The following is a 13,532-nucleotide window of genomic DNA, read 5'->3' on the forward strand; positions in this document are numbered from 1 at the left end:
TTATCCCAGCAAATCGATAACACGGGCCTCGAGGGCCTTGAACTCCGCCAGTTGGCGGGACTCGTCGTCCAGGTACATCAGGTGCACATAGAGCACCTTGCGATCGCTCGACACATCCAGTGCCAGCGAGCCCGGGGTGGCGGTGATCAGGTTGGCGAACATGGTGATGGCGCCATCGTCCTTCACATCCAGCGGTATGGCGATCACCCCGGGCCGCATCAGATGGGTGGGCGTGAGCACATCATAGGCCACCCGGGCATTGGACTTGATCAGATCCCAGATAAAAAACAGCACAAAGCTGACCAGCTTGGGCAGCTTGCCCAGGTAACGGGCGAACATGGGCTTGTCCCGCCCCACATAGGCCAGCACCAGATAGCTCAGCACCATGCCGATAAAGAGGTTGCTGATGGTGTAGGTGCCAGACAGTATGACCCAGGCCAGGGCCAGCAGCATATTCCAACCAAAGGCTCTCATTGGCTTCCCCCCAGTACCGCTTCAATATAGTTCTCGGGCGCCAGCAGCTGTGCCGCCGTGTCCGTCGCCAGTTGCACGAACCATTCGGCGCCAAAGCCGATGGTCAGGGTGATCAGCGCCAGGCCCAGCACCGGCAGATAGAGCAGGTAGCGGTGCGGATCCGCCCCGCCGCGCAGAGGCTTGGCGTCCTCGGGCAGCGCTTTCCAGAAGGCCTCGGCCCAGATCTTGATCATCGAATACAGGGTCAGCAGGCCCACTATCAGGGCAATGGCCACCATGAACCAGGATTCGGCCAGCACGCCCGCCTTGATCACCGTATATTTGGCGAAAAAGCCCGACAGCGGCGGCAGCCCCGCCAGGGACATGGCCGGGATCAGGAACAGCACCGCCAGCCAGGGGGCGGAACGATACAAGCCGCCCAATTTGGCCAGATCATAGCTGCCGTGGTAGCGGTACATGACGCCGCTGATCAGGAACAGGTTGGTCTTCACTATGATGTGGTGAAAGATGTAGAAGACCCCGCCGGCGATGGCCAGGGGAGTAAACAGCGCCAGCCCCACCAGCATGTAGCCTATCTGGCTAACAATGTGAAAAGACAGGATGCGGCGCACCTCGAACTGGGCCGCGGCCCCCAGTACCCCGGTGAGCATGGTGAAAATCCCCATCCACATCAGCACCGTATGATGGGTGAAGGCGACATCCTGCACAAAGATCAGGCTGAACACCCGGTACAGGGCATAGACCCCCACCTTGGTGAGCAGGCCGGCAAACACCGCCGAAATCGCCACCGGCGGCGTATGGTAGGAAGCCGGTAGCCAGAAGAACAGCGGAAAGGCCGCCGCCTTGATGCCGAAGGCCACCAGAAACAGCATGGCGATCACCGTGACCAGGCCGGAGGTTTCGGCGCCGTTCAGCTTCACCGCCAGATCCGCCATGTTGAGGGTGCCGGCATAGCCGTACAGCAGGCCGACGGCGGTCAGGAACATGGCCGAGGAGATCAGGTTGAGGGTCACGTACTTCAGCGCCCCTTCCATCTGGGAGCGCTCGCCGCCCAGGATCAGCAGGCCGAAGGAGGCGATCAGCATGATCTCGAACCAGACATAGAGGTTGAAGATGTCGCCGGTGAGGAAGGCCCCGACAACCCCCGCCAGCATCAGGTGCAGCAGCGGATAATAGCCGAAGGCCTCATGGTTGCGGCTCATGGTGGCGAGCGAATAGACCGCCACCGCCAGGGCGATGACGCCGGTCACCACCACCATGATGGCACTCAGCAGATCCGCCACCAGGGTGATGCCGTAGGGTGCCGGCCAGGCGCCCATGGTGCTGACCAGGATGCCGCGGCTCTGCACCTGGGTCAGCAGGTAGAGGCCGGCCGCCAGCAGGCCGGTGCCCGCCAGCACCGAAATCCAGCGCTGCACCAGCCGCCAGCGCCAGCAGGTCAGGGTCAGGGCCCCGGCCAGCATGGGGATAAGTATGGGAATAATGACTTCTGCTTTCACGAATCAGTGCTCTTCATTTCGTTGATGTCGTCGGCGCCAATCACTTCGTAGGCCCGGTGGATCAGTACCACGGCAAAGGCCAGTACCCCGAAGCTGATGACGATGGCGGTCAGGATAAGGGCCTGGGGCAGGGGATCGGCGATGGGGCCGACCGGCTCGTACAATCCCTCGGGGATCAGCGGCGGCGCGCCGCGCACCAGGCCGCCGCCGGTGAAAATCAGCAGATTGGCAGCGTTGGAGAGGATCATCAGGCCGATGACCAGCTTGACGATGCTGCGCCTGAGCATCATGAACAGGGCGGTGGCATAGAGGCCACCGATCACGAAGGCGAACAGGTTTTCCATTTATTCCTCCACCTTGGCCAGCGACAGCACTATGGTGCTGACCACGCCGATCACCACCAGATAGACGCCGATATCGAAAAACAGCGGGGTGCTCAGCTTGAGCTCGCCAATGCCCGGCACATACAGGGTCCACCACTGGCTGGACAAAAAGGGCTGGCCCTTGAACACCATGCCCACCATGCCGCTGGCCAGCGCCAGCAACAGCCCGACCCCCATCAGCAACTGGCTTTCCACCCCCATCAGCTTTTTGGTACTGCTGGCATCGAAGGCGAACAGATAAAGGGCGAAGGCGCTCGAGGCCACCAGGCCGGCGATAAAGCCGCCGCCCGGCTCGTTATGGCCGCGCAACAGCAGGAAGACCGAAAACAGCAGCAGCAGCGGCACCAGGAAACGGGTTGCGGTCTGCAGGATCAATGACGAATCGGATCTCACTTGTAGTCCTCCCAACGGAAGCGGATCATCGCGTTCACCCCTATGGCCGCCAGGGCCAGCACGAAGATCTCGCCCAGGGTATCCAGGGCCCGGTAGTCGACCAGGATGACGTTGACGATATTGCGGCCCTGGGCCACCGCATAACTGTTGGCGACCAGATAGTCGGTAATCCCCTCGCCCAGGGAGGACTGATTGACGGTCAGCACCATCATGGTGACCAGGATGCCGAAGGTGCCGGCCACCACGGCATCACGCCAGCGCACCATGGGGCTCGACAGATCCTGGAAACCGGGCAGACGGAACAGCACCAGCACCAGCAAGATCACCGTCAGGGTTTCAATCAACACCTGGGTAATGGCCAGATCCGGGGCGCTGAAGAAGACGTAGATCATCGCCATGGCAAAGCCCAGCACTCCGACCGCCGCCACCGCGCCCAAGCGCAGATGGGTGGCGCTGGCATAAACCACCGCCACCAGCATCAGCAGACTGATCACCACCTCGTAGAAACGCACGCCCTCAAAGGACAGCTGGTAGAGGAAGGCATCGTGGGCCCAGAAGGCATAGACCAGCAAGCCGATGGTGGTCACCAGTATGGTCAGGATATAGTTGGTCATGTAGCCGTTCTGCAGCACCCGGGTCTGCCACTTGGCCAGCCGCACCAGTCCCTCCATGGCCCGCTCGTAACCGTGCTCGGGACCGTAGGCCAGGGGCCTGAGCAGCCCCGCCATGGACGGGCGGACGCTTTCCCAGTAGCGGTAGAGCAGGCCGCCGGCCACCAGCGCCAGGGTGCTGAGCAGCAGCGGCAGGTTGACGCCGTGCCAAAGGGCCAGCTCCAGCGGCGCCGCCGGTGCGCCGGCAACGGCAGTCACCGCCGCCTGCAGCAGGGGCTCGGCCAGCCCCGGCAGCAGTCCCAGCAACAGCCCAAGGCCAGCCAGCACGGTAAAGCCCAGGCGCATGGCCAGGGGGGCCTCGTGAGGAGCTTTTGGGGTCGGCCTGAGGGCACCGAAAAAGGGCCGGATCGCCACCAGGCCGCTGGCGGCGACGATGCAGACGGCGGTGACCACCGCCAGTCCCAGCAGCAGGCCAGAGAGCGCGCCGGCTCCCAGGGCCGACTCGAACATCAGCTCCTTGGCGATAAAGCCGAACAGCGGCGGTACGCCCGCCAGGGCCAGCGCCGCCACCCAGGTAAAGAAGGCGGTGTATGGCATCAGCCGGCGCAGACCGCCCAGTTCGCGCACATCCTTGGTGCCGGTTTCATGATCTATGGTGCCGGCCGCCATAAACAGCGCCCCCTTGTACAGGGCGTGGGCCAGCAGGAACACCATGGCCGCCTTGAGCGCATAAGGGGTACCGATGCCGATCAGCATGGTCAGGGTGCCCAGGGCCATCACGGTAGAAAACGCCAGTATGCGTTTGAGATCGGTGCTGCAGGCCGCCATGGCCGCGCCCAGGGTCATGGTAACGGCACCGAATATCGACAGGGCCAGCATCCAGGCTTCGCTGCCGGCCATCGCCGGCTGCAGCCGGGCCATCAGGTAAACCCCGGCCTTGACCATGGTCGCCGAGTGCAGATAGGCGCTCACCGGGGTGGGCGCCGCCATGGCGTTGGGCAGCCAGAAATGGAAAGGGGTCTGGGCCGACTTGGTAAAGGTGCCCACCAGGATCAGTATCATCATGCCGAGAAACAGGGGATGGGCCTGCAACAGATCGCCCCGGTTCAGCAGTTCGGTCAGTTCGAAGCTGCCGCCCATATAGCCCAGCATGATCAACCCCGTCATCAGCGCCAGGCCACCGCCCATGGTGATGAACAGCCCCTGCAACGCCGCCTTGCGCGCCTTTTCCTGCTCATGGTTGAAACCGATCAGCAGATAGGAGGTGATACTGGTCAGCTCCCAGAACACGAACAGGGAAATGAGGTTGTTGGAAAGGACCAGCCCCAGCATGGCGGACATGAACGCCAGCAGGTACATCAACAGCTTGTGGATGTCCTTGTGGCCTTCCAGGTAACTACCCGCATAAATGAAAATAAAGGTGCCGATGCCGGTGATCAGCAGGGCAAACATCAGGCTGAGGCCGTCGACCAGGAAATTGAGGCTGATATCAAGGCTGGGGATCCAGGCATGGGATACCAGGACGGAACCCTGGCCGGTCACCTCGGGCCAAAAACCGAGAAAATACACGAACAGGGAGGCCGGCAACAGGGCCAGGCCCCAGCCGATCCGGGCCCCCAGCAGTGGGGACAGGCGGGGCACCAGGGCGGCCAGAATAAAACCCGCTAAAACAGCAACAAGCATAGGCAAAAGCTCCTTTCAATGCCTATTCAAGGCGACAGGATCAGCTGAAAGAGGGGAGAAACGGCACTGTATGCAGACTATAGTAAGGAAGTAATTAGATTAACTATCAAGCAGTTAATTAATTATTTTTGAGTTTTTATGCTGCCCGATACTACAAGCCGATCCGGCAAAAGGCAAGAAAAGCCGGGGTCCGCGCGGACCCCGGGAAGGATTAACCGATACGGATGGTGCCCATCATGCCGAGTTCTTCGTGTTCGATGATATGGCAGTGGAACAGCCAGTCCCCGGGCTGCTCGAAGCGCAAGCGCAGCCTGAGTTTCTGGTAGGGCGCCAGATTCACCGTATCCAGCCAGCGGGGTCCGGCCAGGGCCTGCCAGTCACCGCCCCGCGCCTGCACGGCCAGCACCTGGAAGTGGGTGCCGTGCACATGGAAAGGGTGATCCATGTGGGAGTCGTTCTCCACCAGCCACTCCTCCACCTGTCCGGCCTTGCCTTCGAACATGATGTGTTCCATGTCGAAGGCCCGGTCATTGACAAGAAACGCCAGGCCCGCCTCCAGCACCCCTTGCGCCGACGCCGCCATGGCCTCCGGATGGGTCGCGTGGCCACCCTGCTGGTGCCGGGCGCCGCCGTGGGCCCCATGGCCGGCATGACCCTGGTGCTCCGGCCCTGCCGGCATGCGCTCGCTCAGCACCAGTTTGCGACTGACCGCCGCTTCGGGCAGCCAGTCGATCCGCGCCAGGCGATCGGGCAAGGGGGGCACGGCGACCGCCGCCGCACCGCTGGCCACCAGCCGGAGCAGGGGCTGGGGCCGGCGGTAGTGTTCCGGCTCGGGTCCCATCCAGCCCCGGTCATAGGGCTGGCTGAACAGCAGCCGCTCTGCTCCGTTCTCGGCGGGCCAGGGCAACAGTACATCGGCCCGCTGCCCCGGCACCAACAACAGTTCCTCGCGCAGTTCGGGTGCCGCCAGCAGCCCGCCATCGGTGCCCAGCAGCCAGAATGGCGCCCCGTCCAGCCGCAGGTGCAGATAACGGCCGGCACAGGCGTTGACCAGGCCGAGCCGTTGCTCACTGGCCGGCGGCCGCACCAGGCTGGCGTGCCGGCCCCCATTGACCAGCAGCAGCTCCCCTTCCCGGCCGTTCATCCAGTCCGCCATGGTGTGGGGCGCGACCCGGCCCGCCGCATCCAGGCGCAGGTCGGTGACCAGCAGCAATTCCTGGTGGTCATGGTCCGGCAGCAGCGACATCCTGGGTTTTACCAGGATCAGGCCGGCGGCACCGTGGGCTATCTGCTCGGCGGTATGGCCGTGGGGATGGGGGTGGAACCAGTGCAGGCCGGCATTGCCCTCGGGCACGGTAAAGCGATACCAGCGACTGGCACCGGGGGCGATGGCGTCATGGGGCCCACCGTCCTGGCCGGCGGGCACCTTGAGGCCATGCCAGTGCACCGTGGTGGGCTGCGCCAGACCATTGGTTACCCGCACTTCCAGCCGATCGCCCTCGGTCAGTTCCAGTACGGGGCCGAGCAGGCCGTTGTACAGCCAGAGTTCGGTCTCCCGCCCGGCCACCCCGATCCGGGCGGGGGCCAGGGTCAGATGGTAACGCCCCTCGCCATCCGGCTCGAGGCGAGGCAGCCGGGCCAGGGTGGAGGGGGAAATGCCGTCGTCGGCCCACGACAGGCCTGGCAAGCCGGCCAGGGCACCACCGGCCAGGCTCAGCTTGATAAAATCACGTCTGTTCATCCTGTTGTCCTCAAATCACCAAATGAAAAAGGGAAATTCGAGTCAGGTTCTGGGTGGTCGCTCCAATCGCCGGTGCCGGCCGCCCAGCGGTCTGGCCAGCGGCACCGGCAGCGTGGCCGAACCCATGGCGAGGGACGACGGCAGGCCGCTCGTCAGCCCCAGGCATAACGGGCAATCCTGCTGATGCTGATGCTGATGCTGATGCTGATGCTGATGCTGATGCTGATGCTGATGCTGATGAGCATCGGCCAGGACGGTCGCGCAGTCAACACAGGCCATGGCCGGCGGCGTCAGCCCGGGCAGGCAGAGGGTGGCCAGCAGCAGGGTGCCGATCAGCCAGCAGCGAAGACCGGTTCCGTTCAGCATGATGCCATCATCGGTCCGGACCGGCTCAGCTCGCCGCCGGGGCGCGGAAAAAATGCTCCACCGGGCCCCGGCCATGGCCCACCCGCAGCGCCGCGCCGGCAGCGATGGCCCGGTCGATATAGTGCTTGGCACTGGCCACCGCCAGTTCCATGCTCAGGCCCTGGGCCAGGTAGCAGGCCAGGGCTGCCGACAGGGTACAGCCGGTGCCGTGGGTGTTGGGGGTCATCACCCGGGGGGAGTCAAAGCAGCGCACCTCGCCCCCGCTCAGCAGCCAGTCGGGGCTGCGCGGCTCGTGCTGCAGAAAACCGCCCTTGAGCAGGACGGCGGCACAATCCAGCCCGGCCAGGCCGGCGAACAGGGACTCCACCTCGGCCAGCCGGGCCGGCAGGGCGCCGTCGGCGAGGCGAGCCGCCTCGGGCAGGTTGGGAGTGATCACCTGGGCCAGGGGCAGCAGCTCCTCGCGCAAGGCGGCAACCGCCTCCTCGGCCAGCAGGGGATCGCCGTTGGCGCTCACCATCACCGGATCCACCACCAGATGGGCAGGGCCATGGTGGCGCAGCGCCTCGGCCACGGTCGCAATGGTGGCGGCGTCGCCGAGCATACCCACCTTGACCGCCGCCACCGGCAAGTCCGAGAACACCGCCTCCAGCTGGTCGCGGATCATCTGCCGGGGCACCGGATGCACCGCCCTGACGCCCCGGGTATTCTGGGCGGTAAGGGCGGTAATCACCGAACAGGCGTAGCCGCCGGTGGCGGAAATGGTTTTGATATCGGCCTGGATACCGGCCCCGCCGCTGCTGTCGGAGCCGGCGATGGTGAGAATGACGGGCTTGGTGCTGTGCATGTCCTGATGGTCCTCCATGGCGGCGGCAGACCCGGATGCGGCCCGGTTGCCGCCCGTCGGTTCCCTGCGCCGGAATCAGCGGGATCGGGTTCGGCGGGTCCGGCCATGCCGTTTGGGCCCTGCGGACTCTCCGACCAAAGAGACCGATAATAACCAGCGCCGGGGGCAAAGGCCAGCCGGAGCCCGGCCTCCGCCACAGCTTCACGCAATGTAATTTAGCAACATAAAACGTTTTACTGTATACAAAAACGGGACATAAAAAGGCCTACCGCCGGAGCCCGGACAAAAAAATGCCCCCGCACAGGAGTCCGGGGGCGGCCTAGCAAGCCATATTCAATTACGTGAAATAAAAGGTCTGTAAGACATAACGCCTTACCTCTGTACCCTACATCGCCCACTCTACAACAGGGATACAGAGAAAAAAAGCCAGTCACGTAATATTTTTTCAGTTTTGTTATTAAACCTTCAGATTAGTGAGCCTGATCCCAATTCTCTCCCACCCCGGCTTCCACCAGCAGCGGCACGTCCAGGGTCGCCGCCTGCTCCATCAGGGCACGGATTTCGTCCTTGTAGGCGTCCACCCTGTCCTCGCGGATCTCGAACACCAGTTCGTCGTGCACCTGCATCAGCATGCGCACCTCGTCCGCCGGCAGCCCGGCGATCCAGGCGTCCACCTTGATCATCGCCTGCTTGATGATGTCGGCGGCGCTACCCTGCATGGGGGCGTTGATGGCGGCCCGCTCGGCGCCCTTGCGGCGGGCGCCGTTCTTGGCGTTGATCTCGGGCAGGTACAGCCGGCGGCCGAACAGGGTGGACACATAGCCCTGCTCGGCGGCCTGCGCCCGGGTCTCCTCCATATAGCGCAGCACCCCCGGGTAGCGTTCGAAGTAGATGTCCATGTAGGCCTGGGACTCGGCCCGGGGAATACCCAGCTGGCGCGACAGGCCGAAAGCGCTCATGCCGTAGATCAGGCCGAAGTTGATGGCCTTGGCCCGGCGCCGCTGCTCGCTGGTCACCTGCTCAACCGCCACCCCGAACACCTCGGCGGCGGTGGCCTTGTGAATATCCAGCCCCCTGGCGAAGGCGTCCAGCAGGCCCTGGTCCCGGGACAGGTGGGCCATGATGCGCAGCTCGATCTGGGAGTAGTCCGCCGCCACCAGCTTGTAGCCGGGCTCGGCCACGAAAGCCTGGCGGATACGCCGCCCTTCCGGGGTGCGGATGGGGATGTTCTGCAGGTTGGGGTCGGAGGACGACAGCCGGCCGGTGGCGGCATTGGCCTGGTGGTAGGAGGTGTGGATGCGGCCGCTGTGTCCGTTGACCATCAGCGGCAGCTTGTCGGTATAGGTGGATTTGAGCTTGCTTAAGCCCCGGTGCTCCATCAGCAGTTTGGGCAGCGGATAGTCCAGCGCCAGCTCCTGCAGTACTTCCTCGGCGGTGGACGGCGCCCCCTTGGGGGTCTTCTTCAGCACCGGCAGCTCGAGCTTGTTGAACAGGATCTCGCCCAGCTGCTTGGGGGAGCTCAGGTTGAAGGGCTCGCCCGCCAGTTCGAAGGCCTCCTGTTCCAGCTCCTTGAGCCGTTTGGCGATCTCGTCGCTCTGGATGGCCAGCAGCTGGCTGTCGATGCGCACGCCGGTGTATTCCATCCGCGCCAGTATCGGCACCAGCGGCATTTCAATGGCCTCGAACACCCGCTGCAGTTCGGGCTCGGCCGCCAGCTTTTCCGTCAGATGGCGGTGCAGCCGCAGGGTCACGTCGGCGTCTTCCGCCGCATAGGGCCCCGCCTGCTCCAGGGGGATCTGGTTGAAAGTGAGCTGCCTGGCGCCCTTGCCGGCGATGGACTCGAAGGAAGTGGTGTCCTGATTGAGGAAGAAGGCCGCCATGCTGTCCATGTCGTGCCGGGTCTGCACCGAGTTGAGCACGTAGGATTCGAGCATGGTGTCGAGCAGGGCCCCCTTCAGCGCGATGCCGTGGTTCTTCAGCACATTGATGTCGTACTTGAGGTTCTGGCCCAGCTTGACCTTTTGCTCATCCTCCAGCAGCGGCTTGAGTGCCCCCAACACCGCTTCCTCGCTCAGCTGCGCCGGCGCGTCCAGGTAATCGTGGCCGAAGGGCACATAGGCGGCCCGGCCCGGCTCCACCGCGAAGGACACGCCCACCACCCGGGCATCCCGGTAGTTGAGGCTGGTGGTCTCGGTATCGAAGGCGAAATAGGGCGCCGCCTGCAGCCGCTCGATCCAGGCCTCCAGTTGCTCCTGCTCCAGCACCAGCTGATAGTCGGTTTCCGGGGCCGGCGCCGCCGGCGCGGCGGACTCGTCCTTTCCTTCCCCCCGCTCCAGCTCTTCCAGCAGGCTCCTGAATTCATATTCCCGGTAGAGGGCCGCCAGGGCCTCCTTATCCGGCTCGCCCGGCTGCAGCTCGGCGGGGCCGAACTCCAGGGCCACGTCGGTCTTGATGGTGGCCAGCTCCCGGGACAACTGCACCATCTCCCGCTGCTCGAGGAACTTGGCGGCGAAGGTCTTGGCGCCGCGGAACCCCAGGGACGCGATCTTGTCCAGATCGGCGGCGATATCCTCGATGGAGCCCAGCCCCTGCAACAGCGCCAGGGCGGTCTTCTCGCCCACCCCCGGCATGCCGGGAATATTGTCCACCTTGTCGCCCACCAGGGCCAGCAGATCCACGATCAGCTCCGGCGGCACCCCGAACTTTTCGATCACCCCGTCCCTATCCATAAAACTGTTCTTCATGGTGTCCATCAGCAGCACGTGATCCGACACCAGCTGGGCCATGTCCTTGTCGCCGGTGCTGATCACCACGTCCAGCCGCTGCTCGGTGGCCTGGCGGGCCAGGGTGCCGATGACGTCGTCCGCCTCCACCCCGTCCTCGATCAGCAGCGGCAGGCCCATGGCGCGGATAATGGCGTGGATGGGCTCCACCTGGCTGCGCAGATCGTCCGGCATCGGCGGCCGGTGCGCCTTGTAGTCGGCGTACATGTCGTTGCGGAAGGTCTTGCCCTTGGCGTCGAACACCACTGCCACCCGGGACTCGGGAAACTGTTTGTGCAGGCTGCGCAGCATGTTGGTCACCACCCGGATGGCGCCGGTGGGACGGCCGTCGCTGGTGCGCAGATCGGCCTGCTGGGAGGCGAAATAGGCACGGTACAGATAGGAGGATCCGTCGACCAGGATCAGGGGTTTGGCAGGAATGGCAACCATGGTGTCTTTCTCTTTGATACGTTGGGCGCTAGCATGCCACAGCCGGCTCGACGAAACCACGCCGACACCGCCACAGCCTGTGGATAACTCTGTGCAAGGCCGATCAGGAAGAGATCGAACCAAGAAAGAATAACATTTATCAATCAGTAACTTATAATGACAAAAAGGATCTTGATAACAGATCCTCTGATGTGGAAAATCAAATAAGGGAAGGGATCCCGCACCGCAGGAGCGGCATTAATGCTAGCACAGCCTGGCCGCTTCACCCGGTGCGGGATCACAAATTCTGCAACTCGACGAGGAGAAGCCCGATGAAAAAAGTTGCCGTCATTTTGGGCGGCTGCGGCGTCTACGACGGCGCCGAAGTCCACGAGGCCGTGCTCTGCCTGCTGCACCTGTCACGCGCCGGTGCCCGCTACCAGTGCTTCGCCCCCGACAAGCCCCAGCACCATGTGGTAAACCACCTCACCGGCGAGGAACAGGCCGGCAGCCGCAATGTACTGGAAGAGGCCGCGCGTATCGCCCGGGGTGAAATCAAGCCCCTGGCGGAGCTGAAGGCCGACGACTTCGACGCCCTGCTGCTGCCCGGCGGCTTCGGTGTCGCCAAGAACCTGTGCGACTTCGCCTTCAAGGGTGCCGACGCCAGCGTCGATCCTCAGGTGCTGGCCGCCTGCAAGGCCTTCGCCACCGCCCGCAAACCCGCCGGCTACTGCTGCATCGCTCCCGTCCTGATCCCCCGGGTCTACCCGGCCGGGGTCAAGGGCACCATAGGCACGGATCCGGGCACGGCCGGGGCCTTCAGCGCCATGGGCGGCGACCACATCGGCTGTGCCGTGACCGACGTGGTGGAAGACAGCCACTACAAGGTAATCTCCACCCCCGCCTACATGCTGGCCGGGAACATCGCCGAGGCCGATACCGGCATCGGCAAGCTGGTGAAACGACTGCTGGAAATGTAAAAAAAGGGCCGGCATGACGCCGGCCTGAAAACTCTGGAAGCAATGTGAGCAATGTCGTGCCTTCGCAAGCTGTCTTCACCTACACCTAGAAGAAGTGGAAGTCATTCCCGGAAAGCAAGTTAACGATAATCGTTATCATTTATGATTGCAACCCCGAATTTTATTTTTCCTGCACCGACAGCGCCCAGTCCGGCTCGCCGGTGAACTTGCTGCTCAGGTACTTGAGCAGCAGGCCGTAGGCCGGTACAAACAGGGCCAGGCTGAACACCAGCTTGAACAGGTAGTCGACCAGGGCGATCTCCACCCAGTGCTCCGCCATAAAGGGATCCGGCGAGCGGTAAAAAGCCAGGCTGAAAAAGGCCAGGGTATCCACCAGGTTGCCGAAAATGGTGGAGCCGGTGGGCGCCACCCACCAGGCCTTGATCCGGCGCAGCCGGTTGAACACCGACACGTCCATGATCTGGCCCAGCACATAGGCCATAAAGCTGGCCAGGGCGATACGGGCCACGAACAGGTTGAACTCGGCCAGGGCCGCCAGTCCCTGGTAACGGGCCTCGAAGAACAGCACCGACAGCACATAGGAGGTGGCCAGGGCCGGCAGCATCACATGGAAGATGATGCGCCGGGCCATGCCGGCGCCAAAGATGCGCACCGTCAGATCCGTGGCCAGGTAAATAAAGGGAAAGCTGAGCGCGCCCCAGGTGGTATGGAAGCCGAACAGGGTAAATGGCAGCTGCACCAGGTAGTTGCTGGCGGCGATAATGGCTATATGGAACAGCGACAGCCGGATCAGCGCCGTCCGGTATTGAGCGGGAGAAATCACGTTTCACCTTTTTGTTCAATGGGGTTAGGGAACCCATCCCGGTGCGGGCTGGACAGGCCGCAGTATAAGGCCGCGCCGTAAATTGACAACCGCCTTGTTTTTAAGCACCGGAATGCGAAGCGGCGCCATTTTAATCGCTGGCGGGAAATTTGTCTTCATGCGAAGATAAAAATGGCACTAAAAATCTGCGGCCTATCTTTGCTAGAGCACCGAGCAGTTTAAAAATCAGGCGGCTCTGATACGCCTTTGGTCGATGACTGCAAACGTAAACAGCCCCTAACGGGAAAGGCCCCGGTTCCACTGCGCCGTCAGCCAGCCGGCCGCCTCCTGGTCCTGCTCGCCCAGCGGCTGCAGCCAGACGGCGTCCACGTAGTGCTGAAAGCACAGCAGCAGCCGGCTGCCTTCAAAGGTCACCAGCCACTGGTGGTAGTCGGCGCCCTCCTCCCGCTCGACAAGGTCGAGCTCCAGCTCCCGCACCAGGCGCTCGGCCCAGGCGGGAAAGTTTTCCATGGTCAGGCTAATGTCGGTGGTCAATGTCTTCATG

12 protein-coding genes are annotated in these 13,532 nt (G+C 63.3%); 1 reads left to right on the plus strand and 11 read right to left on the minus strand.

Features of this window, described 5'->3' with window-relative positions:
• From C7I36_RS14815 to polA, 9 genes are all read right to left on the minus strand, one after another.
• A complete protein-coding gene (locus C7I36_RS14815) occupies nucleotides 1–474 on the minus strand; it encodes a Na+/H+ antiporter subunit E (protein WP_106454470.1) in 474 nt (157 codons plus the stop codon).
• The gene (locus C7I36_RS14820; protein ID WP_106454471.1) at nucleotides 471–1,973 is read right to left on the minus strand and encodes a Na+/H+ antiporter subunit D; all 1,503 of its coding nucleotides are present in this window, start codon (nucleotides 1,971–1,973) and stop codon (nucleotides 471–473) included. The genes C7I36_RS14815 and C7I36_RS14820 overlap by 4 nt, the downstream gene beginning before the upstream one ends.
• Nucleotides 1,970–2,317 carry a Na+/H+ antiporter subunit C gene (locus C7I36_RS14825; protein ID WP_106454472.1) on the minus strand — a complete coding sequence of 116 codons (348 nt, stop codon included), beginning with the start codon at nucleotides 2,315–2,317 and terminating at the stop codon, nucleotides 1,970–1,972. The genes C7I36_RS14820 and C7I36_RS14825 overlap by 4 nt, the downstream gene beginning before the upstream one ends.
• A complete protein-coding gene (locus tag C7I36_RS14830) occupies nucleotides 2,318–2,749 on the minus strand; it encodes a Na+/H+ antiporter subunit B (RefSeq protein WP_106454473.1) in 432 nt (143 codons plus the stop codon).
• Complete coding sequence (locus C7I36_RS14835; protein WP_106454474.1) at nucleotides 2,746–5,043, minus strand: putative monovalent cation/H+ antiporter subunit A; 2,298 nt, start codon at nucleotides 5,041–5,043, stop codon at nucleotides 2,746–2,748. Before C7I36_RS14835 ends, C7I36_RS14830 begins: the two co-directional genes overlap by 4 nt.
• Nucleotides 5,044–5,254: 211 nt before the next feature.
• Nucleotides 5,255–6,784, minus strand: a complete 1,530-nt coding sequence (locus C7I36_RS14840; protein ID WP_106454475.1) for a multicopper oxidase domain-containing protein — start codon at nucleotides 6,782–6,784, stop codon at nucleotides 5,255–5,257.
• Nucleotides 6,785–6,826: 42 nt separating this feature from the next.
• Entirely contained in the window at nucleotides 6,827–7,150 is a 324-nt protein-coding gene (locus tag C7I36_RS17465) for a hypothetical protein (RefSeq protein ID WP_181256396.1), read from the minus strand.
• A 25-nt stretch (nucleotides 7,151–7,175) separates the two neighbouring features.
• The gene (gene thiD, locus C7I36_RS14845; protein WP_106454508.1) at nucleotides 7,176–7,994 is read right to left on the minus strand and encodes a bifunctional hydroxymethylpyrimidine kinase/phosphomethylpyrimidine kinase; all 819 of its coding nucleotides are present in this window, start codon (nucleotides 7,992–7,994) and stop codon (nucleotides 7,176–7,178) included.
• Between the two features lie 470 nt (nucleotides 7,995–8,464).
• Nucleotides 8,465–11,206, minus strand: a complete 2,742-nt coding sequence (gene polA / locus C7I36_RS14850) for a DNA polymerase I (protein WP_106454476.1) — start codon at nucleotides 11,204–11,206, stop codon at nucleotides 8,465–8,467.
• Between the two features lie 311 nt (nucleotides 11,207–11,517).
• Between polA and elbB the strand changes: the two genes are divergently transcribed.
• Entirely contained in the window at nucleotides 11,518–12,165 is a 648-nt protein-coding gene (gene elbB / locus C7I36_RS14855) for an isoprenoid biosynthesis glyoxalase ElbB (RefSeq protein ID WP_106454477.1), read from the plus strand.
• 160 nt (nucleotides 12,166–12,325) lie between these two features.
• Here the strand turns inward: elbB and C7I36_RS14860 are convergent, their stop codons facing one another.
• On the minus strand, nucleotides 12,326–12,988 hold the full coding sequence (locus C7I36_RS14860; protein WP_106454478.1) for a 7-cyano-7-deazaguanine/7-aminomethyl-7-deazaguanine transporter: 663 nt from the start codon (nucleotides 12,986–12,988) through the stop codon (nucleotides 12,326–12,328).
• 276 nt (nucleotides 12,989–13,264) lie between these two features.
• A complete protein-coding gene (locus C7I36_RS14865; RefSeq protein WP_106454479.1) occupies nucleotides 13,265–13,531 on the minus strand; it encodes a DUF3630 family protein in 267 nt (88 codons plus the stop codon).
• Nucleotide 13,532: the final 1 nt, after the last annotated feature.

This window comes from Zobellella taiwanensis, from assembly GCF_003012795.1.
In the GTDB taxonomy this organism is placed as follows: Bacteria; Pseudomonadota; Gammaproteobacteria; order Enterobacterales; family Aeromonadaceae; genus Oceanimonas; species Oceanimonas taiwanensis.

What these genes read in the sequence shown, in the direction of transcription:
- C7I36_RS14815 (WP_106454470.1), bottom strand. Translation starts at nt 474, where the DNA reads ATGAGAGCCTTTGGTTGGAATATGCTGCTGGCCCTGGCCTGGGTCATA.
- C7I36_RS14825 (WP_106454472.1), bottom strand. Translation starts at nt 2,317, where the DNA reads ATGGAAAACCTGTTCGCCTTCGTGATCGGTGGCCTCTATGCCACCGCC.
- C7I36_RS14835 (WP_106454474.1), bottom strand. Translation starts at nt 5,043, where the DNA reads ATGCTTGTTGCTGTTTTAGCGGGTTTTATTCTGGCCGCCCTGGTGCCC.
- C7I36_RS14840 (WP_106454475.1), bottom strand. Translation starts at nt 6,784, where the DNA reads ATGAACAGACGTGATTTTATCAAGCTGAGCCTGGCCGGTGGTGCCCTG.
- C7I36_RS17465 (WP_181256396.1), bottom strand. Translation starts at nt 7,150, where the DNA reads ATGCTGAACGGAACCGGTCTTCGCTGCTGGCTGATCGGCACCCTGCTG.
- thiD (WP_106454508.1), bottom strand. Translation starts at nt 7,994, where the DNA reads ATGCACAGCACCAAGCCCGTCATTCTCACCATCGCCGGCTCCGACAGC.
- polA (WP_106454476.1), bottom strand. Translation starts at nt 11,206, where the DNA reads ATGGTTGCCATTCCTGCCAAACCCCTGATCCTGGTCGACGGATCCTCC.
- elbB (WP_106454477.1), top strand. Translation starts at nt 11,518, where the DNA reads ATGAAAAAAGTTGCCGTCATTTTGGGCGGCTGCGGCGTCTACGACGGC.
- C7I36_RS14865 (WP_106454479.1), bottom strand. Translation starts at nt 13,531, where the DNA reads ATGAAGACATTGACCACCGACATTAGCCTGACCATGGAAAACTTTCCC.